The organism is Xanthomonas translucens pv. cerealis (genome assembly GCF_006838285.1).
Lineage (GTDB): Bacteria > Pseudomonadota > Gammaproteobacteria > Xanthomonadales > Xanthomonadaceae > Xanthomonas_A > Xanthomonas_A cerealis.
Map to the genome: position 1 here is coordinate 4,152,400 of NZ_CP038228.1, position 26,212 is coordinate 4,178,611.

Consider the following 26,212-nt stretch of genomic DNA (forward strand, 5'->3'; position numbering starts at 1 on the left):
GGCGCGGACATGCATGCTAGGCTCGCCTCACATCGATAACGGACGTAGACGCCATGAGCCTTCGCACCACGCTTGCCTGCGCTTGTACCCTCGCCATTGCCGCGACGCTGACGATCCCGGCCGCACAGGCGATCAAGCCTGCCGACAGCGCCAGCTTGCCCGCGCCGGATGCGGCCTTGCAGACCGCCATCGACGGCAGTTGGCGCGACCGCGTCTATGTCGAGCGCGATGCCTATCGCCACCCCGGGCAGACCCTGGCGTTCTTCGGCATCAAGCCCACCCAGACGGTGATCGAGATCACTCCGGGCGGCGGCTGGTATGCGGAAATCCTGGCGCCGTATCTGCGCGAGCGCGGCCAGTACATTGCCGCGGTGGTCGATCCGACCGCGGTGCCGGAAGGGCGTGGCCGCGACTATCAACAGAAAGCGCGCGCGACGCTGGAGCAGAAGTTCGCCGCCGCGCCGTCGCAATACGACCGCGCCAAGCTGGTGGCGTATTCGCCGACCGCGCCGGTCTTGGGTCCGGCTGGCTCGGCCGATCTGGTGCTGACCTTCCGCAACGTGCACAACTGGCGCATGTCCGGCCAGGCCGAGGGCATGTTCAAGGGCTTCTACGCGGTGCTCAAACCCGGCGGCGTGCTCGGCGTGGTCGAGCACCGGGCCAAGGCCGATGTGCCGGCCGACGACAAGAGCGGTTATGTCGGTCAGGCGCAGGTGATCGCGATGGCCGAGGCGGCCGGCTTCAAGCTGGCAGGCAAGAGCGAGCTCAACGCCAACCCGCGCGACAGCAAGGACTACCCGGGCGGCGTGTGGACGCTGCCGCCGAGCAACGACCACGCTGCCACCGACGACGCCAAGTACAAGGCGATCGGCGAGAGCGACCGGATGACGCTGAAGTTCGTCAAGCCGTAACGCGTGCAATCCATGCCCGCGGCCTGCGCGGGCTGGAGGCGATGGCGATAGCGACGGCGAGCGGAGCGGGGAGCGCGCGTGGGAGAATGCGCCCGGGCTGTGCGGTGCAGTGTGTCGTGCTGTCCGCTCCGTTTCCCTCCGCCCGCCTGCCTCTGCCGCAATGCTGATCGCGTTCAACAAGCCGTTCAATGTGCTGTGCCAGTTCACCGATCGCAGCGCACCGCCGCGGCGCACGCTGGCCGGGTTCGGCCTGCCCGCCGGCGTATACGCGGCGGGACGGCTGGACTACGACAGCGAAGGCCTGCTGCTGCTGACCGACGATGGCGCGCTGGCGCACCGCTACACCGATCCGCGGCACAAGCAACCGAAGACGTACTGGGTGCAGGTGGAAGGCGTGCCGCAGCCGGAGCAACTGCAGCGGCTGCGCGATGGCGTGGTGTTGAACGACGGACCGACCGCGCCGGCGCAGGCCAGCCTGCTGGAGACGGCACCGGCGCTGTGGCCGCGCGATCCGCCGGTACGCTTCCGCAAGACCGTGGCCGATGCCTGGCTGCAGATCGTGCTGCGCGAGGGGCGCAACCGCCAGGTGCGGCGGATGACCGCCGCGGTCGGTTTGCCGACCTTGCGTCTGGTGCGTGCGGCGATCGGCGCGCACCGGCTGGAAGGATTGGCGCCGGGCGCGTGGCGGGCGCTGTAGCGCCAGCAGCAACGCCCTTGTAGGAGCTGCTTCAGCCGCGACGCTTTTACCGATCGATCTGTCGCGGCTGAAGCCGCTCCTACAGAAGCGGGTCGCGTGCATCGAGGCGGCGCGCAAAAAAACAGCGGCCGGAACGTCGTCCCGGCCGCTGTTTTCTGCGGCGTCGCTGTCGCCAGCGACGCTGCCGCGGTGCTTATTCTTCGGTGGCGTCCTGCGCGGCCGTGGCACGGCGCGAGGTGCGTGCAGCCGAACGGCGGGCGCCGGCATTGCCGCGCTTGCTGGCTTCGATGCGCTGCGAATCGCCTTCGATCGGCGCGCTCTTGTCGCGCTGGCGCTTGCGGTAGATCGCATAGCCGAGCAGGCCCACGCCCACCGCGGCCGCCGCGATCGCGATGACCGGATTGCGCCGTACCGCGGTCCGCGCGACCCTGGTGCCGGATTTCACCGCACCCAGTGCCGCACCGGTCTTGAGCGCGCCCATGGCCGCGCCGGAGTGCAACCACTTGTTGGCCTGCGGCCCGATGTGACGGAGGCTGTCGCCGGCATGGCTGGCGAGATCCAGTGCGCGATCGGTGATGATGGTGAGCTTGCTCATGGGGGCGTCCCTACTGGCAGGAATAAGGAACGCAGTGTCCCCTGGACACCGTATAGACCGCGTTAGCGCGCCGCTGTGGAATCGTCTGCCGGCTGAATGCGCCGCTGCGGGAAATCAGGTGCCGCGCGGCTTGGCACGATGGCTGGCGGTGGCGGTCCATGGATCGTCCGGCCATGGGTGGCGGGGATAGCGGCCCTTCATTTCCTTCTTCACTTCCGGATAGGTGCTGGACCAGAAGTTGCGCAGGTCCTGGGTCACCTGCAGCGGGCGCCCGCCGGGCGAGAGCAGGTGCAGCAGCAGCGGCACGCGGCCGTCGGCGACGCGCGGGGTGTCGGCCAGGCCGAACAGTTCCTGCAGCTTCACCGCCAGCACCGGCGGTTGCGGCTGGCCGGCGTGGTCGAGCGCGTAATCGATGCGTCGCTCCATGCCCGAGGGTACGGTGATCCGCGTTGGCGCGTGGCGATCGACGGCCTGCCGCTGGTCCCACGGCAGCAGCGACTTCAGCGCTTCGCCGAGGTCGTTTTCGCCCAGCGCGTCGAGCCGGGTCTTGCCGGCGAAAGCCGGGCGCAACCAAGCGTCCAGGCTTTCCAGCAACGCTGCGTCGCCGAGATCGGGCAAGCCCAGCTCTGGCATCCACGTGCGCAGGGCGACCACGCGTGCGCGCCACTGGCTCAGCGGCTCGCTCCACGGCAGCGCCTGCAGGCCGAGTTCGCGCACCGCCTCGGTCAGCGCCGCCGCCGCATGCGCCGGATCGACGCGGCCGGCGGGGCGGCTGTCGAGCACGATGCGCTCGAAGCGGGTTTCGCGCAGCGCGCTCAGCGCGCGCCGTTCGGCGTCCCAGCGCACCACGTCCTGCTGCACGAAGCGCTGCGGGAAATCCGTGCGCAGCCGTGCCTCGTCCACTGGCGCGGCGCGCAGCAGCAGCGCGTCCTTGGCCTCGTAGCGCAGTTCGGTGGCGACCAGCCACGGCTCGCCGCGCAGGTCGCTGTTGTCGAACAAGCGCGCGCTGCGGCCGTTGGCCAGCAGGTAGCGCAGCGGATCGGCCGGATGCCGGGTGGCGATGCGGTCGGGGAAGGCGTGGGCCAGCAGGTCGCCGAGTTCGTGCGCTTCCACGCTGTCCGGCGCGGCGGCGTCGCTGCGCAGGCGCCGCCGCCATTGCTTGGCGGCCGCGTCGATCGCGGCAAGGCCGCCGCGGTTGGCGTCGTGTGGGGCGCGGCCGCGGCGGAACCCGGCCAGTGCGCGCCAGCGCGCCGCCAGCGCGTCGCCGCCCTGGCGCAGCGGGTCGCGCGCCTCGACCAGCGCGGCCAGGTCGCAGGCCAGCGCTTGCGCCCGCGCATCCGGCGCGGCCAGCAGCATCGCCGCCAGCCGCGGGTGTGTGCCCAGCGCGAGCATACGCCGGCCGCTCGCGGTGATCGCATGATTCTCGCTCAAGGCGCCGAGCCGCTGTAGCAGCTCGCGCGCGGCGGCCAGCGCGCCGGCCGGCGGTGGATCGACGAAGCGCAACGCATCGCTGCCCCAGGCCGCCAGTTCCAGCGCCAGCCCGGCCAGTTCCACCTGCAACATTTCCGCGCGGCGCTGTGCCTCCAGGCGCTGCGATTGCGGCCATAGCCGGTAGGCCCAGCCCGAGGCGACACGGCCGGCGCGGCCGGCGCGCTGGTCGGCCGAGGCCTGGGCGATGGCGGTCACGTCCAGTCGCGAGAAACCGCTGTTGGGATCGTAGTGCGGCTCGCGCGCCAGCCCGGCATCGATCACCACGCGCACGCCGGGCAGAGTCACCGAGGATTCGGCCACGTTGGTCGCCAGCACCACGCGGCGGCGGCCATGCGGATCGGGCTGCAGCACCTTGGCCTGCTGCTCGACCGGCAGCTCGCCATGCAACGGCAAAACATCGACACCGCTCCCTTGTCCCTCTGGGAGAAGGTGGCGCGCAGCGCCGGATGAGGGTACGCCCGAAACGGTGCTGGATGAGAGAGCGCCCGAAGTGGCCCCTGATGCGAGCACGCCCAATCCCACCCCGGCCGCTTCCAACGCCGCCTGCACCCGCGCGATCTCGCGCTGACCCGGCAGGAATACCAGCACGTCGCCGGGATGCTGCTGCAGCGCATGTTCGATGGCGCGGCGGGTCTGCGCTTCCAGCGCTTCCTCGCGCCGCACCGGGAAATGCGCGATCTCCACCGGATAGCTGCGGCCGGCACTGGACAGCCGCGGCGCGTCCAGGAACTGCGCCAGGCGTTCGCCGTCCAGCGTCGCCGACATCACCACGATGCGCAGGTCCTCGCGCACCTGGGCCTGCACGTCCAGCGCCAGCGCCAGGCCCAGGTCGGCGGCCAGATGGCGTTCGTGGAATTCGTCGAACAGCAGCGCGCCGACGCCGTCGAGCATCGGGTCGTCCTGCAGCATCCGGGTCAGGATGCCTTCGGTGACCACCTCGATGCGGGTGCGCGCGGACACCTTGTTTTCGAAGCGGATGCGGTAGCCGATGGTCTCGCCTGGTGCCTCGCCACGCTGCCGGGCCATGAACGTGGCGGCGCTGCGCGCGGCGACCCGGCGCGGCTCCAGCATCACGATGCGGCGGCCCTGCAGCCACGGCGCGTCCAGCAGCGCCGGCGGCACCTGGGTGGTCTTGCCGGCGCCGGGCGGGGCTTCCAGCACCAGCCGCGGATGCGCGGCGAGGCTGTCGCGGATCTGCGGCAGCAGCGGGTCGATCGGAAAAACGGGAGAGGCCATCGGCCAAGGATACGGATCGGCTGCGCCGCTGTAGAGCGCGTCTATCTCGCGGGTAGCGCCGGCCCCGTACAATCCTCCGCTTTCCTGCCCGGCTTCCTCGGCATCTGCGCATGACTCTGATCGATATCGGCGCCAACCTCACCCATGACTCCTTCGATCGCGACCGCGACGCGGTGCTGCAGCGCGCCCGCGACGCCGGCGTCGCGCAGCTGGTGGTCACCGGCGCCAGCCGCGAGCACTCGCCGCTGGCGTTGCAGCTGGCGCAGCAGCATCCTGGCCTCCTCTACGCCACCGCCGGCGTGCATCCGCACCACGCGCTCGAGTACACCGCCGAGTGCGACGCCGAATTGCGCGCGCTGCATGCGCAGGCCGAGGTGGTGGCGGTGGGCGAGTGCGGGCTGGACTACTTCCGCGACCTGGCGCCGCGCCCGGCGCAGCACCGCGCCTTCGAGCGCCAGCTGCAGCTGGCCGCCGACACCGGCAAGCCGCTGTTCCTGCACCAGCGCGACGCGCATGCGGACTTCCTGGCGCTGATGCGCCAGTTCGACGGCAAGCTCGGCGCGGCGGTGGTGCATTGCTTCACCGGCACCCGCGAGGAATTGTTCGACTACCTGGACCGCGACTGGTATATCGGCATCACCGGCTGGCTGTGCGACGAGCGCCGCGGCGCGCATCTGCGCGAACTGGTGAGGAACATCCCGGCATCGCGGCTGATGATCGAGACCGACGCGCCGTACCTGCTGCCGCGCACGCTCAAGCCGCTACCGAAGGACCGGCGCAACGAGCCGGCGTTCCTGGCGCACATCGCCGAGGAACTGGCGCGCGACCGCGGCGAGGACGTGGCGGCGACCGCGGCGTCGACCACCGCCACTGCGCGCGGGTTCTTCCGCTTGCCCGCCGCCGCGTGAGCGGAGTCCGCCGCCCGGCTGCGGCGATCGCCGTTGTGGGTGGCGATGTGTGCCTGTCCTGTGCCGAATCTTGTAGGAGCGGCTTCAGCCGCGACCGGCATTATCGGGGACCCCTGTCGCGGCTGAAGCCGCTCCTACAGGGGTCATGGCCTGCCGGTTTCCCATGGCGCGCATCCGCGCTATTCGACCTGCGCGTCCTCGCGCTTGGCCTCGGCCATCGCTTCCGGCTCCAGTTCCTCGGCGCTGCGGTTGAGCTTGACGAACACGCCCCAGGCGATCAGCAACAGCGCCGCGCACAGGCCGACCGCGGTGGCGTAGGGCAGCTTGGCCGGGTCGTCGTGCATCAGTTCGAAGATCGACACCAGCGTCTCGATCGCCAGGGCGATGACGATGACCACGAAGAACCGCGACAGGTAGCGGCGCACCCGCGTCGGGCCGCTGATCTTGACGTCGCGCTGCACTTCTTCCTCGAAGATGGTCTGGCCCAGTTCCAGCGTCACCAGCGCCACGGTGAGCAGGCCGATCGCCTCCAGCACCACGTTGAAGCGGTCGCGGATCACCAGGTCGCCGCCGGGGGTGAGGCCGTGCCACAGCTCCAGCACCGCCATCGCCACCAGGCCGGCGGCGCACAGCAGGAACAGCAGGATGATGACGAAATGGCCGCCGCGGAAGAGTTTTTCCATGAACTTCATCGCCATTCGCCGTGGTCAGGTCGGTGAGCATAGGCGTCGCGGACGTCAGCGGCGCGCGAAGGTGTGCCCCAGGGGCGGGGCGGCGGCCAGTGGCGCATGTCCCAATGCGCGGAAGGCGTTCCCTCCGCACGGCGTTGCCGCGGTTGCAGCGATTACCGGACGCGCGCCGTGAGCTGGCTGGCCGGCGCTGCACAAGAGGCGTGGCGCGGCGATCGTCGGCCGGAGCCACTGTGGGAGGGACTTCAGTCCCGACGCCTGCCGGGCGGACAAGCGCATGGCTCCGCGCGTCGCGGCTGAAGCCGTTGCCGCAAAATGCATTGCGCATCATCCATCGCGGCGTGCCGCATCCCGCGACCGTGAGGCGGCAGAGGCCGTGCGGCGGCTGTGGCAACGCGCAGCGTGCCAGGCGTCGCCACGCCGGCACCGGCGTCAGCGTTCCGCCAACCCCGCCTGATAGGCCTGCAGATGGCAATAAGCGGCCATCAGCCAGGGCGCGGCATGGCCGGCGGCACGGGCGCGCGCCAGCATGTCGCCGACGATCTGCTGCGCTTCCACCTGCTGCCCGGCTTCCAGGTCGCGCAGCATCGACGCCTTCATCGGCGAACCGGGCTGGGTCAGCAACTGCAGCGCGTTGGCCTGCGCCGCGTCCGGCACCGGCTCGCCCGCGGCGGCAGCGACCGCCGTGCATTCGGCATACAACCCGTGCAGCAGCGCCACGCCGTCGTCGCTGGCGACGATGCGGCCGGTCGGCGCGCGCAGCAGACAGGTGGCCGCGGCCAGCGCGGTCAGGAAGGTGTACTTGATCCATTGTTCCTGCGCGATCCGCGGCGTGGCGACATGGTCGATGCCGGCCTGCGTGCAGGTGGCGGCCAGATCGCGCACGCGTGCGCTGTCGGCGCCGCGCCCGTCGCGCTCGCCGAAGGTCAGCGAGGCTGGCTTGGCCAGATGCCGGATGCTGCCGTCCGCGTCCAGCGTGGCGCTGATGAAGCACAGCCCGCCGAGCACACGGTCGGCCCCGAAGCGCGTGTCCAGCAGCGGATAGTGGCGCAGGCCGTTGAGGATCGGCAGCAACGCGGTGCCGTAGGCCATCGCCGGCGCCAGCGCGTCCAGGGCGCTGTCCAGGTCGTAGGCCTTGCAGCTGAGGATCGCCAGGTCGAATGGCTGCGCGGCAGCGGTTGTCGGCAGCGTGTCCGCGGTCAGCGTGGCCACCGCGATGTCGGCATCGCCGCGCGGACTGCGCAGGCGCAGGCCGTCGCGCTGCAGGCGCTCGGCCCGCGCCGGACGGACCAGGAAGGTGACGTCGGCACCGGCCTGGGCCAGGCGTCCGCCGAAGTAGCCGCCGGTCGCGCCGGCGCCGAGGATCAGGATACGCATGCGCCGATGGTAGCAGTGGCGCCGGCCTGGTTCAGTGTGATGCGTCGCGCGCGTGCGGCGTGCGCAAGCCATCCGGCTGGCGAAGATCTCGGCGGGCACGGGCGCGTCGCTGACCGCATCCCCACGCAGGCTGCGTTCGTCGCGACGCGTGCCGATGCGGCCGCGATCGCCGGGCAACAGGCCGCTGCTGTCCAACCACAGCGTGCCGCTGGTGGTGCCGTCGGGTCCCTGCGTGGCGGATGGATAGCGCCAGCCGGCGGCCGCATGGGGGCTCGGCGCAGCCTCCGTAAAGCCGCGCCGAATGCACCGGCATCACCCGCGACGGGGCGCCGCAGCGCTTCGCGCACTCAGGGCTGCTTGACCAGTTCGACCCTGCGGTTCTGCGACTTGCCCAGCTCGGTTGCGTTGTCGGCTACCGGGTCGGCGTCGCCGAAACCAGCAGACGACAGCCGGCCCGCATCGATACCCTGGGCGGTAATGGCGGCGACGACCGCCTTGGCCCGGCCTTCCGACAGCGTCTTGTTGTGCGCGGGGTCGCCGGTGCCATCGGTGTAGCCGTTGACGGCCAGCTTCAGTGCGGCGTCCTGCTTGAGCAACTGCACGACCTGCGCGATCTGCGGTTGCGAATCCGCCAGGATGTCGGTCTTGTCGGTGGCGAAGTTGACGTGCAGCGCGACCTTGCCGGTCTTGTCGATCCGCGTCTTCAGTTCGCTGGCAGGCAGCAGGCTGGCGGTGACCTGCAGCGGCTTGGTCTCGGCGATCAGCAGGCCGCCGCCGAACTGGTAGCTGCACAGGTGGATCCAGATATCGCGATCGGCGCGATGTACGACGAAGACCTGCGCGGGGTTGTTCCAGATATCGCCCAGGCCGCTGTTGTACTTGCTTGCGACATTGCGCGGCCATTCCTTGATCTTCTGAGTAGCCGCTTCAGTAAGCTTGCCATCGAAGATCTTCTTGCCGCCGAGCGCGGTGACGACAGCCTCGATGTTGCGTTCCAACTCCAGGTCGGAGAAGGTCTTGCCCTGCGCCGCGTCGATGTGCGCCGACCAGACCTTGCCCTCGACCGGCTGCAGGCGATCGCCGGTCCAGAACGGCACCTGATCGAAATCGGCAATATCTGGTGTGGCTCCCGCGACATAGCCGCTGGGTAGGGCAATGTACGGGAAGTCTCCCAGCGGCGCGCTGGACACCGGCAGGCTGGCCGGGTCGAATGCCGTACTGACGGCGGCGCGCTGCGCGGGAGTTTCCCGCGCGCCGCTGGCGGTCGTCGCGGGGGGAGCTGCCTGATCGTCTGGATGGGCAGCCTGCTCATGCTTCTTGCAGGCGCTCAGACTCGCCATGATGGCCAGTGCCAACGTCGCCGCTACTGCTTTTTTCACAGAGATACTCCTTGGTCGGGGGACGAACGAAAATAGTGTAACGGCGGGATCGGTCGATCTTGCCGCGGAACCACGAACCCGCCTCGACCGGCTGCGCGCGGTGCACCGCGCAGCAGCATGCGAAGACTGGATCAGCGCGCGAGGTCGGGCGGCTGGAACAGCGCATCCGCCTGCGGGCCGTACTCGACGCGCTGGATGTCCCATTGCTGAGGTTGCTCCAGTCCGGTCTTGCTGCGGTAGGTGAGCACCAGGCCGGTCTCGCGGTCCAGCCACATCGTGCCCTGCCGGGTCATTCCCGGGCCGCCCGGATTGACCAGGCGATAGCGCCACTGCACCGCGGGCCGGCCTGCACGCAGACCGCTGTCGCTACGCCGGCAGTCGGCGAAGATGCCCAGGCCCGCGCAGGGGTGTTCCGGGTCGAAGCGCAGCGGCCAGCGCATGCCGGGCACCGGCATGGCGCCGCCCTGCTGGCCGACGATCCAGCCGGTTGGCGCGTCCTTCGCCAGGATCAGCGCATACGGCGTGCCGCTGGCATCCTTGAGCTGGATGCGCAGCGCATCGTCGCGAAAATAGACCGTCACCAGCTGCGAGGCGCCGCGCGGCTGGATCCGGCTCAGGCTGCCCAACTGATTGGTCATGACCTGCGCCACGCCGGACAAGGCGCCATCCGCGGCGCAGGCCGCGCCGACGATGGCCTGGCACAGCAGCGCAACCGAGGCCAGCAGTGGAAATCTCTGCATCACTGGTCCAGATTCCCCTGCTTATAGATCGGCGACTGCATGCGCACGATGGCGTAGCTCTCGATCGGAAGGCGCTTGCTGAAAGCTGGGAGCGTGGACGATTCGAACGTGTCAGGTTTCAGATATTCCGACTTTCCTCCCAGCACCCAGCCGACGAAAGGAACGACCAAGGGCGCGTCATAGACCACCTTGACCTTGAGGATGTTGGCGTCCTGGACGTTGACGCCGCTGCTGCCGACCGCGTCGCTGCGATAGGCGAGCGTGTCGTTGGGCAGCGCATAGCGGCCGTCGTACTGGCGCTCCCGAAAGTTGTTCCACGCGGCGCGGGTCGGATTGATGACGGTAATGTGGCCGTGAAGCGTAAGGTCGGCCAACGCCTTGCCGTACGCCAGTTCCAGCGCGGCCTGCCCGGTGTCGTGCGCGTACAGCGGCATCATGCCCTTGGCCAAACCGTTGCGCATCTGCATGCGATCCACCCCGCTCACCGCGCCGGCACGCGCGGCCAGCAGCGCGGCGTAATCGAGCGTGGACTTCATCCGGTACAGCAGTACCGCCTGGATAACAGCCAACAACAGGAACAACAGCACCGGCGTGATGATCACCAGTTCCACCATGGATTGGCCGCGTATCGACGAGCGGCTGCGCGGTGCGCGGACGCGTGCTTTCATGACTAGGCTCCCGTGTCCGAAGGCGCGAGCGCGGTGGCGCGCCAGTGCCAGTGTTCGCCGCGTTGCGGTTGCAGGCGGTCCAGCGCACCGCCATGGAACTCGATGGTGGCCGCGGCGCGTCGGCACAGCGCGGCCCGGTACGGCCTGACGTTCTCGCGCCACTCCAGCACGGCGTCGTCGCGTGTCAGGAATACCAGGTCCAGCGGGTAGACCATGCCGATGGTGTGGACGCTGGCGCAGGGGCGGATCAGCAAGGCCTCCGATCCGTCCGCGGCCAGTGCCGGGCGCGCCAGCAGCCCGCGCGCGCGCGACCACCAGGTGTCCGCCGCCCACACGCGCGGGATCGACGTGCCGCCGCTGCGTTCGATGCATCCGCGCTTCACAGGATGCCCTCCTGCAGCATCTTCAAGTAGATGAAGTAGCCCAGGAACAGGAAGATCAGCGGGAAGAAGAACATGACCAGCGGCAGCATCATCTTCACCGGTGCCTCCAGCGCCAGCTTCTCGGCGCGCAGGAAGCGTTCCTCGCGGCGCTGGTTGGCTTGCGCGCGCAGCGTATCGCTCAGGTTGGCGCCGACCCTGTCTGCCTGGATCAGCGCGCTGGTGAAGCTGGTGATCTGTGCGATGTCCATGCGCTCGGCCATGCGCCGCAATGCCTCGGCACGGGGCAGGCCGGCGCGCAGGTCGCGCAGCATGCGCGAGAACTCCTGCGACAGCGCGCCGGCGGGGCCCTTGGCCACCGCCTGCTCGATGCCGCCGGTGACGTTCAGGCCGGCCTCGACCGACATGGTGATGAAATCCAGATAGATCGGCAGGTCGCGCACGACGGTCTTGTGCCGCGCCTTGCGGCGTTCGCCCAGCCACAGGGCCGGGTACAGCCAGCCGAGCAGGCCGCCGAACATCAGGCACATCAGGCCCGAGCCGATGCCCAGATGGCCGAGCATTCCGGTGCACAGCAGGAAGAAGGCGATCACCACCAGCGCGCTGGCCATGCGCAAGCCGTAAAATTCTTCCGGCGACAGGGTGTAGTCCTGCCCGGCCGCCTGCAGGTGCCGATGGGTCTGCTCCAGTTGCGCGACCCTCAGGTGCGGGGCGATGCGCCGGGTCAGCACGGTCACCAACGGCCACATCAACTGCATCAGCCGCGGCAGGGGATCGTAATAGGTACGGTCTTCGAGCTCGACTTCGCGGATCACCCCGCGCGTGCCGATGACCACCAGCGCGACGGCACCGGCGGCCAGAAGCGCGACGAAGGCGAGCATCCAGGTCATACGTCGATCGTCATGATCTTCTTGCACAGGCGGTAGCCCAGGTATTCCATGACCAGGCAGATGCTGATCACCACCCAGCCGTGCCAGCTGTGGAACATGGGCTGCATGGTTTCGCTGTACATCAGGCTGAGATAGCCGATCAGGAACACCGGCAGCATCGCCATCACGATGCCTTGCAGGCGGCCCTGCGCGGTCAGCGACTTGACCTTCTTCTCCATGGTCAGGCGCCGGCGCAGCGTCTCGGCCAGTGTCGCCAGGGTTTCGGCCAGGTTGCCGCCGACCTCGCGCGAGATGTTGACCGCCGAGACGAACAGCTCGGCATCGGTGATGGGGACGCGTTTGCTGAAATTCTCCATCGCCTCTTCGGCGCGAATGCCCATGTGCTGTTCGCGCAGCACCAGCGCCAGTTCCTGCGCCAGCGGCGGCTGCCCGTCTTGGACCAGTATCTCCATCGCCGGCGCGAAGCCGACGCCGGCGCGCAGGCTGCTGGACAGCATCTGCAGCGCGTCGGGAAGCTGCTCCTGGATCTGCTCCAGCCTGCGCTTGCGCAGGAACGCGTAGATCTTGCGTGGCGTGAAGATCAGGAAGATGCCGATCAGCACCGCGATGATCAGGCTGCCGGTCAGCATCCAGATGATCAGCGGAACGAGCACCATCACCACCGCGCTGATCATGTAGACCTGCGCGGGATCCAGGAACAAAAACATGTCCGTCAGGTTCATGCGCGCCTGGTCCATGAAGCTTTCGCGGTAGCGCTTCAGGAACCGCTCGCCGGAGCGCGCGATCAGCACGAACGCCATCACGGTCCCGCCGAACACCAGCAGGGCGATCAGCCAAAGTGCCATCAGCGCGCGCTTCCCTGGTTGCGGAAGATGCCCAGGTCCACCGACACGCCGCGTTCGGCGAGTTCTTCGTAGAACTCGGGCACCGCGCCGGTCGCGACGAAGTTGCCGGCGACCTTGCCGTCCGGGCCGTGGTAGGTGGTGGGTTTGAACAGGAACAGATCCTGCATCTGGATGGTGCCGCTTTCGATGCCGGTGATTTCGGTGATGTGGCTGACCTTGCGCGAGCCGCAGGGATAGCGGCGCTGGTGCACGATGAGGTTGACCGCCGAGGCGATCTGTTCGCGCACGACCGCCATGGGCAGTTCCATGCCGGCCATCATCACCATCACCTCCAGGCGCGACAGCGTCTCGCGCGGGTTGTTGGCGTGCGCGGTGGTCAGCGAGCCTTCGTGGCCGGTGTTCATCGCCTGCAGCATGTCCAGACATTCGCCGCCGCGGCACTCGCCGACCACGATGCGGTCGGGGCGCATGCGCAGCGCGTTCTTGACCAGGTCGCGGATGGTGATCTGACCCTTGCCCTCCATGTTGGCGGGACGCGCCTCCAGCGCCACCAGATTGGGCTGCACCAGCTTGAGTTCGGCCGCATCCTCGATGGTCACCACGCGGTCGCCATCGGGGATGAAGTTCGACAGGATGTTCAGCAGCGTGGTCTTGCCCGAGCCGGTACCGCCGGACACCACGACGTTGCGGCGCTCGCGCACCGCCATGATCAGGAAATCCAGCATCGCCTGGTTCAGCGAGCCGTACTTCAGCAGGTCCTCGCCCATCAACCGGCGCGTGGCGAACTTTCGGATGCTGATGCTCGGCCCGCGCAGGGCGACGGGCGGGATTACCGCATTCACGCGCGATCCGTCCTTGAGGCGCGCATCGACCAGCGGCGAGCTTTCGTCGATGCGCCGCCCCAAGGGGGTAACGATCCGCTCGATCGCGGCCAGACAGGCGCGTTCGTTGGAGAACACCACGTCCGATTTCTGGATGCGCCCGGCACGCTCGATGAAGATGTCGTCGTGGGCATTGACCATGATTTCGGTGACGGTCGGGTCGTCGATCAGATCTTCCAGCGGCCCCAGTCCGATCGCCTCGTCCAGCACCTGCTTGGCCAGCCGGCGCGGGTTGATGTCGGCGGGCAGATCGCTGAACTCACGCTTGAGGATGTCGTCGATCAGGTTGATCGTGCTGTCGCGCAGCGCGCTGTCGCCCATGCTGCGCACATCCATACGCCGCAGATCCATCTGCTGCACCAGCGCCATGTGCAGTTTGGTTCTCCAGGTCGCGATGTCCGACGGCGGCGGGCCTGCCACGACCATGTCGGTCGCCGCAGGTACGGCAGGCGCAGCGGTGGAGGTGGCCTCGGTCGTCGATGCCGCCGCCTCCGCGGCCCTGGCCGCGCTACCGTCGTTGGCGGCCGGCGTCTGCCTGACGATGCGCGCCTCGTCACCGCTGACCTTGAGCATGTACTGGCCGATGCGGATCTCGTCGCTGCCGTCGATCGGGCCCTGCTTGGCCAGCACCACCTTGCCGTTGAGCGTGATCGGCTCGCGCCCGCCCAGCGGCAGGATGAACACGCCTTCCTCCTCGCGCAGCAACGTGGCGTGTTTGCCGGCAATGTTCCAGCCCTGCAGCATGACCAGATTGGCATCGGCGCGGCCGATGCCGCACTCGCGGTGCATGCATTTGACCTGTCGCGTATCGCCTCCTGGGGTAGTGATCAGCACTGTGAACATGATGACGGTGAACCCTTCGCGCTGCGTGGGAATTACTTGATCAACTTGTCTTGTCTGGGGTTGATGTCGTCCTGCAACGCCTTCTCGATCGCGTCGCCACGCCGCAGATCCTGCAGGTTTTCCGGCGAGGTCGGGCCGACGATGCGCGGGGTCACGAAGACCACCAGTTCGGTCTTGTTGCCACGGAAGCCGTCGGAGCGGAACAGCTTGCCCAGGATCGGGATGTCGCCCAGCAGCGGCATCTTGTCCACGGCCTTGGAGGCCTCCCGATCGAGCAGACCGGAGATGACGATGGTCTGGCCGGCATTGACGTTCAGTTCGGTCTCGACGCGCCGGGTCAGAAAGCCGGGCACGCCCTGCACCGACACCGACGGATCGATCCTGCTGACTTCCGCCATGATCGAGGTGTTGACCTGATTGGAGGAATTGACCGTCGGGTTGATGTTGAGACGGATGCCGTATTCCTTGTATTCGATCTGGGTCTGCCCAAGCACCGAAGGCACCACGATCGGAACTTCGCCGCCGACCAGGAAGGTCGCATTGCTGCCGCTCTTGGCGCTCAGCTTGGGTTGCGCGAGCACCCAGGCCTTGCCGCGGCTCATCAGCAGGTTGATCTTCGAGGCGATCGTTGTGGCGATGCCGAAGTAGCCCTGCGGCCCGGGCAGCTTGGTGGGCAACCGATCCTTGATGTCCTGAAAGGTCTGGTTGTCCTGCGGCAGCACGCGGAAGTAATTGTTCGTGGTCACGTCGCGGATCATGCCGCCGATCGGACCATCGATGGTGCTGTCCCAGCGGATGCCCAGATCCTCCACGGCGTTCTTGTTGAACTCCATGATGGACACGTCCATCTGCACCATCGGCCGCATGCCCACCGGGTCGGCCCCGGCGAAGTTCAACACCTGCGGATAGATCTTCTGCAAGGCCTGGATCTTCGCCGTTGTAGCGGCATCGATGTCGTTGCCGGAGATCACCACATTGGCGCCGATGGCCCGCACGGTGACGCCCGGCGTATTGCCCAGCAGTTCACGCACGGTGTCCGCAGCACCCTCGGACTTGCTGCCGCTCACCGTCACGTTGACGTCGCGCTGGCTGCCATCGGACATCCACAAGTGCACGTTGGTGTCGCCGGGCTTGGTGCCGATCATGACCAACTCGGACTTGCCGACCGAGAAGACGCTCAGGACCTCGCCGTCGCCGACCGCGATACGGCGCAGTGCACCCGGCACGCGCCGCACCACTGCCTCGCCGGCGTAGATGCTTTGCGACGGCTGGATGAGCGGCGCGATCGAGGGCTTCCTGTCGCCGGCCAGGGCGACGCCGCCGCCCGCCGTCGAGCCGCTGTTGCCCAGTTCCTGGATCGGCGATTCGGCCGCCTGCTTGAGCTGGTCTACCTGGCGGCCTTGCGCCATTAGCTGCGCCTGCTCCGCCGACGGGATTTCCGTCGTCTGGCCGGCCGCTGCTGCGGTGCTCTGCCCGGCGGGCCGTGTCGCCGCCGCGGACGTTGCGGCCTGTTGGGCCGATGCGTTCCATCCGCCGATGCCCGCCAGCAGCAAGCCGGCCAACCATGGCGCCGATGTCCCGGCCTTGCTCCTGCGACGGCGTGCTGCTTGCCTCATGCTCAACCCTTTCCGCCAATGATGAATTCCACGCGGCTGCTTCCGCTGCCCATGCTCGCCGGATCGTCCGATCCCAGCGATCGCAACAACTGACTTTCGCTCATGCCTGCCGCCGCACCGGGCGAGGTGTCCTGGACTTCGCGCAACAGTACTCTCACCGCACCCACCTTGGAGGCGACGGCCAACTGCTTGGCCTGGTACTGATCCAGCTCCAGGGTGACGCTGGAGAAGCCGGTGGACGTGTTGGATTCCTCGCCTTCCTTCGGCGTCGGCGCTTCGCCGATGCGGCTGCCGGCCGCCAGCACCTTGATCTTCTGCAGCAGCGGGAACACCTGCGCGCCCGCTGCCTGGCCGCCAGCGCCACCATCGCTGCCGGTGGGGGCGTCCTTGACGAAGAAGATGTCGATCAGGTCGCCTGGCGCGATCATGCCCGAGATCGAATTGTTCTCGTCCACGCTCATCGTGTAGGCGACCTTGCCCCTAGGGATCAGTCGCGAGAACTGGTCGTACAACGGGACCAGGGCACTGGCGCTCAGCGGTGCGCCGCCACGCGCCGGTGCCCGCAGCATCCTGCCTTCGAACTGGGCGTGGTTGTCCGGCGTGACCGCATCGGCGGGCGCGAATTCGGCAGGGACCGTGCGCAGGGCCAGATCGCTGCCCTGCAGGATTGTCCCCTGCGGCAGATCGTTCACCGGTACCGCGACGTCGACCATCGGCCGATTGTCCTGGGTGCGTTCGGCCACGGTGGTGCGGATGTAGCTGACCGCGATGAAGGCGGCCAGGCCGGCCATGACCACCGCGATCAGGATGAAAAGGACGTTCTTGCTGAGTTTGGGTTTCTGCATGAAGAGGCGCCGTCGGGTGGGTCATCGCGAGGGAAGGGGATCAACCCACCGGCACGTCGGACGCCGAGATGGCGTAGACGAAGGCGGCATAGAGATCTTTCAGGGCTGTCACCAATTCGGTGATCACATCGGGCTTGGCGATCAGCACGATCGCCAGGGCCATGACCACCACGGTGTATTCGATCGTGGACTGGCCGCGTTGCAGATGTCGGCCAGGCACGGCGAGCGCGTTCATTCGACCACCGCCACGATCACGGTGCCGCTCTGCCCTCGGCTCGAGGTGACCGTCACCCGATCGTCCTGCCGGGTGAAACGGGAAACGCAATGCGGGCTGCTCGCCGTACACGCCGACGAAGAGCCGTCTCGGGCATAGCCCTGCCCCGCGAAGTGCCGCGCGTAGTACTGCTGGTTCTGCAGCGGGGTATAGCGGTTGAGCATGCTCAGTGTCCTGACGTGACGCGGCGTATCCATATAGACGATGTCCTCGGCGACCTGCGTGTCAGGTAGGCGCCCGAAGCCTTTGCCGACCTCGCCGGCGGGAAGATCCTTCTTCGGAATTTCCATCACCCCGATCTGGCCCTGCGTGCGATTTGCGTCGCCGCTCAGTTCCACCGTGATGTAATAGCCGCTCTTGGTCATGTGGCCGAGCACAGTCTTGCTGCCGGCGGGCGTCGCCACGACCAGATCGCCCCATTCCTTTAGATAGAACTGCTCGACCTGCCGCGGCGACTGGGCGACGCTGAAACGGCTGGCACGCATCGCGATGCCGTTGTAGAGCATGTGATCGGACACGACCTCCCCCGAGGCCGCGTCCGGGACCGGGACGTCGGGCCAGTCCACGGCACGCACCGGCTGCGCCGCCAGACCGGACAGTAGCGCGCCCAGCGCCCTCGTGCGCATGCGATGGCAGACCCGCGCGCTCATGGCTTGACCGGCTTGATCGGAGAGTTTGCCAGCTTGTCCGAGGGCACGATGTCCGGCTCGATGGTGCCCAGTTCTAGGTCGCCGAGGGAGCCGACCATCGGCAGGATGGGCTTTAACGGCTTTACCATGTCGAAGATGCGATCGAGACCACTGAAGTACGACACCGGCGCCAACGGACGCACCGCGCTGACCACGCTACGCGGTCCGCTGCGCGGACCGGAAGCATTCCAGGCATCCGTCAACAGGGTCTGGTGGCGCTTTTCGACCAGATTGAGATTGTCCAGCGGTTCCAGGAAACGCGCAGGTCGCCCATCCGTTGTCTTCAGGTCGCGATAGTTCAGTGCCACCTCTGCAGTGACATAGCCGTTGCGATTGGGGGGAAACGCGCTGACGGCAAAATTCCGCGGTAACAGCGCGGCCGCGTTGTCGACATAGCCGGGCGAACCGCTGTTGCTGGTCCGCGTGATTGACAGGTCGCTCTTTTCCAGTAGCTTCCTGTTCGAAAAAGTATTGAGCATCTGGTCGGCGAAAGCGCCACTGCTGCTAGACACGCGACTAGTAATTGGCGTATCGGCATCGGCAAAGCTGCGGTCCAGCGCTCGTTGCTGCAACAGCGCGGGGCTCGGCGGTTGATAGTTGTTGGCCACACTGGCCTCCCAGGCTGCATTGCGTGCAGCCTGCATCGCCATCTGCTTGCTATGCCCCAGTTTGGCGACGACGGGAATCAGCAGGAACAGCGGCACGAGCACGGCGGCACACACCGCCAGCTCTACCATCCCCTGTCCGCGCATCCTGCGCGCTGGTGAAAAGAACGTCGTCTTCATCCTGCGTCCTCCTAATTTTCTTCCTTCCCACCCGCCACGTTAGAAGGAATCAGGCCGCTGCCGAGGCTGAACGATTTGACCTGCAGCAAGCAACCGTTGCCGCCCTGGAGCGGCTTTGCGTCCAGTGGAATGGATTGCAGATAGTTGCCTGCGCCGTCAACCGTGCAGCCAGCAACATCAGCTGGCGAATCGGAAAAGCCCCACTTGGTGCCGCCAGACCACATGCACACTTCCTGCTTGCCGTTCTGCCAGCGCGTGCACGGCTGTCCCTTGATCTGGCTCTCGCCCGCCAACTTCCAGCCAATTGATTGAACATTCTGACGCTCTTGGGTTCGGGCGTCGCTATCCAACGCGGTGTACATGCCGCTCGTGTCTTCGACACTGCTATTATCCGTGTGTTGCTCAAGCTTGATCATGCAGGTCGCTTGCGCGCTGTCGCCGTCGACGCCAAGCGTCCAACCGACCTGATGTGCGAACTGGCGGTGGGCGTCGATCATGATCTCGACCTCGCCTGTTCCCAGCTTCGCCTCTTCTTCTGCGGAGAGCGCGCGCATAGGCATGCCTGAACTACGACAGGCATCCAGCTTCGCCTGATAGTTCTTGCGCTCCCAGTTTTCGCCTCCCATGCGCGATTCCCATGTCAGGACCACGTGGAGTGCGGGTAGTAACTTGACGCCACTTTCGGAGGACGAAGATTCTTCGCCGCTATTGCTTTCTGCCGCATCATGCGATTGGCAACCTGCGGTGAAAGCGAGAGAAGCCATGCACACAAGTGCCAAGGGTCGAAGTCGGTTGGTCGATAACATCATGGAGCAGTCACCAGGAATCTACGGTCAAAATCGGGAGTCTTCACCAAGCGTGCCTGCCAGTAAGGGCTGAACAGGCTACCTTTTTCGAACTTTCCATCGCCTCTGCCCCACACCGAGCGCCGGAAGGCGCTGAGTTCATAGGGCCGGTTGAAGTAGACCTGCGCGCTTGCCATCGCACGCAGTTGCTCGCCGTGCGCCTCGTCGTTGAGTTGCATGCGTCCGCTCCCGATCTTCAGCGCGGAACTGGTACGAGCCTTGGCGATCTGAGTGCCCACTTCGACGGTATAGATCGGCCCCGCGTTGGGGCCATCAGGACTTTGCGAATAGGTGTCCTTGACGTCGTGATACCGGGGGCTGATGCCATAGCGATAGCCACTGATGAATGCCCTGTCGCGCCTGAATTCCGGCGAGACAGCGGGGTCGCCTTCGATGAATCTGCCAGCGATATCGCTACTGCGGGTGCCGTTGTAGGCTTGGTAGCGGTGACCGTCATAGGGGGATTTCCAACCCTGCCCATTGTTCATGCCGGCGAAGAAATTCGGTTTGCGCCCGCTCACCGCCTGGGTACCGCCCCAGCCGATTGGAAACTTGAAGGTCTTCAAGAACAAGGGCAGCCGGAACTGAAAGGCGTCCACGCCCGACCAGCGATCATACTCGACCATGTCGGTGCCGCCATTGTTGTTGAACACGCCGAACGCGGTGCCGTCGCGCGCGCGCGTGAACGTGTCGCGAGACGCCATCACGACATTGCGATAACGCTCGCCGCCTTGATTGACGCGTCTCAGACCTGCGCCACGGCCAGGATCATAGGATTGAAGTTGGTTGCCGGCCAAGCGAACGTTGTTTGCAAGCAGGAATTTGCCGGCCGTCGTCAGGTCGGCATCTGGCACGTTGTCCTTGACCACTTTGCTTGCCATCGTGAAGACGTTGGCTTCTGACGCGAACGTACTTGTTGCTGCCTCGGCGGCCAACGAATAGGGGTGGTCGAGTGCCCGGTCCAGCCAGGTCGTGGTGAAATTCGCGGCCTGCAGAAAGATGGTTCGGAAGGCCTTGATGGCTCTGTTAAGCACGGTCATTGCGCGATCAATGGCGATCAGCGCTTCCTCTAGGCCAGGTACCCAAAACAGCAGAACTTCAGCGAACTTGTTGAATTTTTCGAAGTGGACCGTGGTGGAATGGACCATGGTCAACCAGGAGTTCAGGCTGACGATCTGCGCGACCGCCACCTCATTGGCAACGCGTCCGCGATTCAGATAGGCCGCGAAATTGCGCGCGCGCGCCTGCTCGATAGCGATGCTGTACGCCGCGGCATCAGCGGCGTTGGTGAGTTCGACTTTCTTGCCGACCACCTGGCCAGTGTTGAATGTCACCAGCAAGCCAACGCACAGCACCATCAAAAACACCAGCACCATCGGCATGGACTGCCCTTCCATTCTGGAACGGGTGCACGCTGGGGCTGGCGCGGCATTCGTGGTCGGGGGGCGTTGGCGACGATGATCACCATGCGGCTTCCTTCAGGCAATACCCCGTCCAGAGCGCGACGCATGCGCATCGTGCCCGGTTGGGTTCCATGGATTGGGTTACTCACTAAAGTGCAGGGGCCTGCCTATGGCTGCTGTCTGCACAACCGATGACATGCCACCATCTGCCCTTGCTCGGGCAGATGGTGGCAAGGGCGTTACTTGTTGCCGTTGTAGGCGGCCATGCCCTTGTCCTTGTCGGCCTGGCCCTGCGCTTTGTCCGCGCGTGTGCCGGCGCGCTGGATCATCTGGTCGGCATCTTTGCCCGACAACTCCTGCGCCATACCTGCGACCTGGCTACGGACGGTGCCGCCGAAGAACGTGAACACGCCGATCGCCGCGATCGCGATCAGGGCCACGATGATGATGTACTCGGTCATGCCCTGGCCGAGCTGGTTGCGGCCGAAACGAATGTGCCTGCGTTGGTGTTTCATTGAATCCTCTCCTTGGCTCTGGCGCCTACTGGACTGGCCGCACACTTACGTCCGCGCGGTTGCGTGCAGGCGTGTGGGTTGCATAGGTGAAATGTGCATCGCTATGAAGTGATTTTTGGTCCGCACATTTGACATCGCTGACAAATGTTTCCCGGACGATGAAACTTTAGCGTCAACAATTTGCTGGAACAAGAAAAATGACGTTAATACGTTGACAAATATGATATGCGCATCACAGAAATTGGTCAAAATTCAGGCGCGACGTTTCATCAATTGATTCACTCTGTGCTGATTTCGGAATGCCAGCGTGTTGGTTGACTAAAGCGCACAGGCAAGCTCGATCCTGAGAATTTTTGATACAAAAAGGTTGCATCGCTGACATCCATCTGGATGACTAGGGAATACGGCCATTCCCTGGATTTCCGGGCGCGCGGCGCCGTTGCGAAAAAATCGGAATGAATATCCCAATTTTTTCGTATTGAGCGGGATAAGCCGTACGCTCTCGACGGTTGGTCGTCTGTCGCCTCGTCGCTGCTCCCGTGCAACGGGATCGCACAGTTCAGCGGCGCAGTCGGCCAGCGGCCGTACGAACGCGGGGCTTTCGTAGCACGGACGCTGGGGAATTGGACTGTCGCTTTCTCGGCAGGCGCGCGCTGCGCAAGCGGCGGCGCGATGGCGCCATCGGGGGGCGTCGCGCTGCAGCTGCTCGGCCGTCGCAAGTGGCTGCGCTGCCGATGCCGATGCCGACGATGCCTTGTCCCGAGCGCGATTCAGGCACCCGCCGTGCCTCGCGTCGTTCCGCTACCGCGAGGCGCGCCGTGTATCGGATGTGGGTTGTTCCTGCTGTGCGGCCCGCAACACGCGGGCTGCATACTGCATACGTCAGGGCCGCGCGCCGATCAGCTGCGCAACCCCACCCCACGCTTCAGCAGCCACAGCGCCAGCGCGCTGAGCACCGCGACGAAGCCCAGCATCAGCGCGTAGGCCACCCACACCGGCACGTCGCTGCTGCCGAGCAGGCCGTAGCGGAAGGCGTTGACCATGTAGAAGATCGGGTTGGCGTGGGTCGCCGCCTCGGCCCAGCCGGGCAGCAGCTTCACCGAATAGAACACGCCGCCCAGGTAGGTCAATGGGGTCAGGATGAAGGTCGGCACGATCGCCACGTCGTCGAATTTCTTCGCGTACACGGCGTTGATGAAGCCGGCCAGCGAGAAGATCGTCGCACCCAGCAACACCGTGGTCAGCGTCACCAGCGGGTGCGGGATGCGCACCGGGGTGAAGAACATGGCGATGATCAGCACCAGCACGCCGACCATCAGCCCGCGCAGCACCGCGCCGGCCACGTAGCCCCACAGGATCACCCAGTTCGGCATCGGGCTGACCAGCAGTTCCTCGACGTGGCGGCCGAACTTGGCGCCGAAGAAGCTGGAGCTGATGTTGCCGTAGCTGTTCTGGATCACGCTCATCATCACCAGGCCGGGGACGATGAACTGCATGTAGCTGTAGCCGCCCATCTCGCCCACGCGCGAGCCGATCAGCCCGCCGAAGATCAGGAAGTACAGGGTCATGGTGATCGCCGGCGGCACCAGGGTCTGGCCCCAGATGCGCAGGATGCGCTTGACCTCGCGGCGTACCACGGTGCCCAGCGCGACCCAGTTGCGCTGGGCCGGCGTGGTCTCGGGGAGGGGGGATTGCGGTTTGGCGGTGGCGTTCATTGGCGTCCAGCGAAAGAGGGGTCAGGCGGCGGGCGGTGGCGGCTTCGGCGAATCCGGCGCCGGGGCCGGGCCGCTTGCGCCGTCCCGGTGGTCGCCGGTCAGGCGCACGAACAGTTCCTCCAGGCGGCTGCTCTTGGTACGCATCGAGCGCACGCGGATGCCGGCGGCGCCGAGCGCGGCGAACACGCGGTTGAGGTCCATCGCTCGCGGCATGTCCAGGTCAAGCGTGTGCGCGTCCTGTGCGAGCAGGACGGTGCCTTCGATCGCCGGCAACTGCGCCGGCAGTGCGCCGTCGATGTCGAGCAGGAAGCCTTCCACGTCGAGCTTGGCCAGCAGGTCGCGCATCGGTCCCTGTTCGACGATGCGGCCGCGGTCGATGATCGCCAGGTTGCGGCACAGGTTTTCCGCTTCCTCCAGGTAGTGCGTGGTCAGGATGATGGTGGTGCCGGCGGCGTTGATCTCGCGCAGCAGCCGCCACATGTCGCGGCGGATCTCGATGTCCACGCCGGCGGTGGGTTCGTCCAGGATCAGCAGGCGCGGCTGGGTCATCATCGCGCGGGCGATCATCAGCCGCCGCTTCATGCCGCCGGACAGGGTGCGGCTCATCGCCTGCGCCTTTTCCCACAGGTGCGCGCGCTTGAGTTCCACTTCGGCCCGCTGCTCGGCCTGCGCGCGCGGCAGGCCGTAGAAGCCGGCATAGTTGACCAGGATGTCGAAGGGGTTCTCGAACAGGTTGAAGTTGATCTCCTGCGGGACCAGGCCGAGCAGGCGCATCGCCGCGCTGCGCTGGGTGGCCAGGTCGGTGCCGAACACCTCGACCTGGCCGGCGCTGAGGTTGACCAGCGAGCTGATGATGCCGATCAGGGTGGACTTGCCGGCGCCGTTGGGGCCGAGCAGGGCGAAGAAGTCGCCGGGCAGCACGTCCAGCGACACGCCGTGCAGCGCCTGCACGCCGTTGTCGTAGGTCTTGCGCAGCTCGCGCACGCGCAGCGCGGGCACCGGCGTGGGGGAGGGAAGTGGGGAGGCGGGATTCAAGGCGGACCTTTCGCGCCTTGTTGACGGCGCTGAAGAAATGCAGCCGCTATTATAGAAGACCTCGTGGGCTCGGCCCCGCTATAGACTGTTGCATCCGCGTGCCTGCTCAATTCCCGTTGAAACTGGTCGACCGCCACATGCTGGCCCCTGCCGTCGGCCACTACCGCTTCGTCCGCGACGACGGCCAGCCGCTGCCGTTCGTGCCCGGCCAGTTCGTGCAGGTGCATTTCCACTATGCCGACGGCACTGCGACCAAGCGCAGCTACTCGCTGGCGACCCGCCACGACCCGGCGCAACCGGCCGATGCGACGGTCGAGATCGCGGTCAGTTTCGTCGCCGGTGGCGCGGCCACGGCCCTGTTCGAAGGCCTGGAGATCGGCGGGCAGGTCTCGGCCAGCGGTCCCTACGGCCGCTTCTGCCTCGGTCACGGCGACAGCAACCGCCGCTACCTGCTGATCGCCACCGGCACCGGCGTCACCCCGTACCGTTCGATGTTGCCGCTGCTGCAAGCGGCGATGGCCGAGCGCGGCGCGGAGGTGGTGTTGCTGCTGGGCGCGCGCACGCCGGCCGAGCTGCTGTACGGCGACGAGTTCCGCGCCTTCGCCGACGCGCATCCGGGGTTCCGCTTCGTACCGTCCTTCTCGCGCGAGCTGCCCGACGCGCCGCATGCCGATGTGCGCCACGGCTACGTGCAGCAGTTCCTGGCCGAGTTCGCGCCGCAGGCGGACGGCGACATCGCCTATCTGTGCGGCAATCCGAACATGGTCGATGCCTGCTTCGAGGCGCTGAAGGAGGCCGGCCTGCCGGTGCAGCACATCCGCCGCGAGAAGTACGTCAGCAGCAAGTAGCGGCTGCGCGGCACCGTCCGGCCAGGCCGCGCGCCTGGATGGCCGGCAGTGTGCCGGCCGCGGCCGCGCCGGATGGCCGAGCTTCCTTCCGACAATGCGGGCCACGCCGAGCACGACGGCATGTCGGTCTCTGCCGCCTGTAAAGGACGTTTGACAGAGGCGCGGGCCACGCGCATCCTCTTGTAAAGCTTGCTTGACAGGGGGCGTATGGAAAATGCCGTGGGGGTCGCCGTTCGCCGTCATCCGTGCCTTGCCGGTGCCGGAGTGCGGCCGTGACCCGCTGCAAGCGCAGCGCGATCGTGGTGCTGAGCGTGAGCGTGGCCTTGCTCGCGGTCACGCCGTGGCTGCGGTGGTTGCGCGGCGACGATTACTTTCGCGGGTTGTGGTTCGGTGTGTGCATCGGCGGCGTGTTGCTGGCGCTGATCCTGTGGTCGTCATCGGGGAGCCTGCGCGACAGCGCGGTGCCGGCGCTGGCGCGCCGCTACTACCGTGAATTGGGTCCGCCGATGTTGCTGTACGTCGCGGTGATGCTGTGCTGGAGACGCTTGCTCCATAGCGTAGAGGCGGACTGGGCACGGGTGCTGATCGCGCTGCTGCCGGCCCTGCTGGTGGTGCTGGTGATCCGCGCGGTGGCGCGCTTCGTGCGCGACTCCGACGAGATGCAGCGGCGCATCGAACTGGAGTCCATCGCCATCGCCGCCGGGCTGGTCGCCGGTGGCTACATGACCGCCGGTTTCCTGCAGGCGTCGGGCACGATCGCAGCGCCGGCAGCGGCGGCGATGCTGTGGTTGTTCCCGCTGCTGTGCGCGACCTACGGCATCGCCAAAGGCGTGAATGCGCGCCGCTATCAATGAACAGCCGCATCCGCGAACTGCGCGAGGCCCGCGGCTGGTCGCAAGGCGAGCTGGGCGAGCGGCTGGGCGTGTCGCGGCAGACCATCAACGCGCTGGAAACCGGCAAGTACTATCCGAGCCTGCCGCTGGCGTTCCGTATCGCGCGGCTGTTCGCGCACAGCATCGAGCAGGTGTTCCTGTTCGACGATTCCGCGTAGCGCCCGCGACCTTCCATCGGTCGCCTACGAGGCCATGCTCCGGCATGGCATCCTGCACCCA

Annotated in this window: 27 protein-coding genes; 6 read left to right on the forward strand and 21 right to left on the reverse strand. The window is 66.7% G+C overall.

The window, feature by feature from the left end:
* Positions 1–53 precede the first annotated feature (53 nt).
* A complete protein-coding gene (locus tag E4A48_RS18335; RefSeq protein ID WP_039006340.1) occupies positions 54–911 on the forward strand; it encodes a class I SAM-dependent methyltransferase in 858 nt (285 codons plus the stop codon).
* A gap of 160 nt (positions 912–1,071) precedes the next feature.
* Positions 1,072–1,608: a pseudouridine synthase gene (locus tag E4A48_RS18340; RefSeq protein ID WP_142742908.1), complete on the forward strand. Its 537-nt coding sequence runs from the start codon at positions 1,072–1,074 to the stop codon at positions 1,606–1,608.
* Between the two features lie 193 nt (positions 1,609–1,801).
* Here E4A48_RS18340 and E4A48_RS18345 read toward each other — a convergent pair whose 3' ends face one another.
* Complete coding sequence (locus E4A48_RS18345) at positions 1,802–2,203, reverse strand: hypothetical protein (RefSeq protein ID WP_053835068.1); 402 nt, start codon at positions 2,201–2,203, stop codon at positions 1,802–1,804.
* Between the two features lie 114 nt (positions 2,204–2,317).
* Positions 2,318–4,930 carry an ATP-dependent helicase HrpB gene (gene hrpB, locus E4A48_RS18350; protein ID WP_260607996.1) on the reverse strand — a complete coding sequence of 871 codons (2,613 nt, stop codon included), beginning with the start codon at positions 4,928–4,930 and terminating at the stop codon, positions 2,318–2,320.
* 110 nt (positions 4,931–5,040) lie between these two features.
* On the opposite strand from hrpB, the gene E4A48_RS18360 reads away from it, so the two are divergent.
* Positions 5,041–5,838 carry a TatD family hydrolase gene (locus E4A48_RS18360; RefSeq protein WP_142742909.1) on the forward strand — a complete coding sequence of 266 codons (798 nt, stop codon included), beginning with the start codon at positions 5,041–5,043 and terminating at the stop codon, positions 5,836–5,838.
* 179 nt (positions 5,839–6,017) lie between these two features.
* On the opposite strand, the gene E4A48_RS18365 is transcribed toward E4A48_RS18360, so the two are convergent.
* The 19 genes from E4A48_RS18365 to E4A48_RS18455 all read right to left on the reverse strand — a co-directional run bounded on the left by E4A48_RS18365 (position 6,018) and on the right by E4A48_RS18455 (position 24,252).
* On the reverse strand, positions 6,018–6,530 hold the full coding sequence (locus E4A48_RS18365) for a hypothetical protein (protein WP_142742910.1): 513 nt from the start codon (positions 6,528–6,530) through the stop codon (positions 6,018–6,020).
* A gap of 429 nt (positions 6,531–6,959) precedes the next feature.
* Positions 6,960–7,904, reverse strand: a complete 945-nt coding sequence (gene panE, locus E4A48_RS18370; RefSeq protein ID WP_142742911.1) for a 2-dehydropantoate 2-reductase — start codon at positions 7,902–7,904, stop codon at positions 6,960–6,962.
* Between the two features lie 347 nt (positions 7,905–8,251).
* Entirely contained in the window at positions 8,252–9,283 is a 1,032-nt protein-coding gene (locus E4A48_RS18375; protein ID WP_260607997.1) for an OmpA family protein, read from the reverse strand.
* A gap of 131 nt (positions 9,284–9,414) precedes the next feature.
* Positions 9,415–10,023: a hypothetical protein gene (locus tag E4A48_RS18380; protein ID WP_142742912.1), complete on the reverse strand. Its 609-nt coding sequence runs from the start codon at positions 10,021–10,023 to the stop codon at positions 9,415–9,417.
* Positions 10,023–10,691: a TadE family protein gene (locus E4A48_RS18385; RefSeq protein WP_142742913.1), complete on the reverse strand. Its 669-nt coding sequence runs from the start codon at positions 10,689–10,691 to the stop codon at positions 10,023–10,025. Before E4A48_RS18385 ends, E4A48_RS18380 begins: the two co-directional genes overlap by 1 nt.
* A 2-nt stretch (positions 10,692–10,693) precedes the next feature.
* On the reverse strand, positions 10,694–11,074 hold the full coding sequence (locus tag E4A48_RS18390; protein ID WP_142742914.1) for a DUF192 domain-containing protein: 381 nt from the start codon (positions 11,072–11,074) through the stop codon (positions 10,694–10,696).
* A complete protein-coding gene (locus E4A48_RS18395; protein ID WP_142742915.1) occupies positions 11,071–11,961 on the reverse strand; it encodes a type II secretion system F family protein in 891 nt (296 codons plus the stop codon). The genes E4A48_RS18390 and E4A48_RS18395 overlap by 4 nt, the downstream gene beginning before the upstream one ends.
* Positions 11,958–12,806, reverse strand: a complete 849-nt coding sequence (locus E4A48_RS18400) for a type II secretion system F family protein (protein WP_142742916.1) — start codon at positions 12,804–12,806, stop codon at positions 11,958–11,960. The genes E4A48_RS18395 and E4A48_RS18400 overlap by 4 nt, the downstream gene beginning before the upstream one ends.
* Positions 12,806–14,476, reverse strand: a complete 1,671-nt coding sequence (locus tag E4A48_RS18405; RefSeq protein ID WP_142742917.1) for an ATPase, T2SS/T4P/T4SS family — start codon at positions 14,474–14,476, stop codon at positions 12,806–12,808. Before E4A48_RS18405 ends, E4A48_RS18400 begins: the two co-directional genes overlap by 1 nt.
* Positions 14,477–14,562: 86 nt before the next feature.
* Positions 14,563–15,939, reverse strand: coding sequence for a type II and III secretion system protein family protein (locus tag E4A48_RS18410; RefSeq protein WP_142742918.1), 1,377 nt, complete (start codon positions 15,937–15,939; stop codon positions 14,563–14,565).
* A gap of 209 nt (positions 15,940–16,148) precedes the next feature.
* Positions 16,149–16,991: a Flp pilus assembly protein CpaB gene (cpaB, locus tag E4A48_RS18415; RefSeq protein ID WP_142742919.1), complete on the reverse strand. Its 843-nt coding sequence runs from the start codon at positions 16,989–16,991 to the stop codon at positions 16,149–16,151.
* A gap of 40 nt (positions 16,992–17,031) precedes the next feature.
* The gene (locus E4A48_RS18420) at positions 17,032–17,226 is read right to left on the reverse strand and encodes a hypothetical protein (protein ID WP_142742920.1); all 195 of its coding nucleotides are present in this window, start codon (positions 17,224–17,226) and stop codon (positions 17,032–17,034) included.
* Positions 17,223–17,915 (reverse strand): hypothetical protein, encoded by a 693-nt coding sequence (locus tag E4A48_RS18425; protein WP_142742921.1) that lies wholly within the window; start codon positions 17,913–17,915, stop codon positions 17,223–17,225. Before E4A48_RS18425 ends, E4A48_RS18420 begins: the two co-directional genes overlap by 4 nt.
* Entirely contained in the window at positions 17,912–18,739 is an 828-nt protein-coding gene (locus E4A48_RS18430; protein ID WP_260607998.1) for a TadE family protein, read from the reverse strand. Before E4A48_RS18430 ends, E4A48_RS18425 begins: the two co-directional genes overlap by 4 nt.
* Positions 18,740–18,750: 11 nt before the next feature.
* A complete protein-coding gene (locus tag E4A48_RS18435; protein ID WP_260607999.1) occupies positions 18,751–19,503 on the reverse strand; it encodes a hypothetical protein in 753 nt (250 codons plus the stop codon).
* Between the two features lie 41 nt (positions 19,504–19,544).
* Positions 19,545–20,966: a pilus assembly protein TadG-related protein gene (locus tag E4A48_RS18440; RefSeq protein WP_185910680.1), complete on the reverse strand. Its 1,422-nt coding sequence runs from the start codon at positions 20,964–20,966 to the stop codon at positions 19,545–19,547.
* A gap of 260 nt (positions 20,967–21,226) precedes the next feature.
* The gene (locus tag E4A48_RS18445; protein ID WP_142742922.1) at positions 21,227–21,502 is read right to left on the reverse strand and encodes a pilus assembly protein; all 276 of its coding nucleotides are present in this window, start codon (positions 21,500–21,502) and stop codon (positions 21,227–21,229) included.
* Positions 21,503–22,401: 899 nt separating this feature from the next.
* A complete protein-coding gene (locus E4A48_RS18450; protein ID WP_039006334.1) occupies positions 22,402–23,217 on the reverse strand; it encodes an ABC transporter permease in 816 nt (271 codons plus the stop codon).
* A 21-nt stretch (positions 23,218–23,238) separates the two neighbouring features.
* Positions 23,239–24,252, reverse strand: coding sequence for an ABC transporter ATP-binding protein (locus tag E4A48_RS18455; protein WP_142742923.1), 1,014 nt, complete (start codon positions 24,250–24,252; stop codon positions 23,239–23,241).
* Positions 24,253–24,389: 137 nt separating this feature from the next.
* Here E4A48_RS18455 and E4A48_RS18460 point away from each other — a divergent pair, with 137 nt between their 5' ends.
* From E4A48_RS18460 to E4A48_RS18470, 3 genes are all read left to right on the forward strand, one after another.
* Entirely contained in the window at positions 24,390–25,100 is a 711-nt protein-coding gene (locus tag E4A48_RS18460) for an FAD-binding oxidoreductase (protein ID WP_260608000.1), read from the forward strand.
* Between the two features lie 272 nt (positions 25,101–25,372).
* Positions 25,373–25,954, forward strand: coding sequence for a hypothetical protein (locus E4A48_RS18465; RefSeq protein WP_142742925.1), 582 nt, complete (start codon positions 25,373–25,375; stop codon positions 25,952–25,954).
* Positions 25,951–26,151, forward strand: a complete 201-nt coding sequence (locus E4A48_RS18470; protein WP_142742926.1) for a helix-turn-helix transcriptional regulator — start codon at positions 25,951–25,953, stop codon at positions 26,149–26,151. The genes E4A48_RS18465 and E4A48_RS18470 overlap by 4 nt, the downstream gene beginning before the upstream one ends.
* Positions 26,152–26,212: the final 61 nt, after the last annotated feature.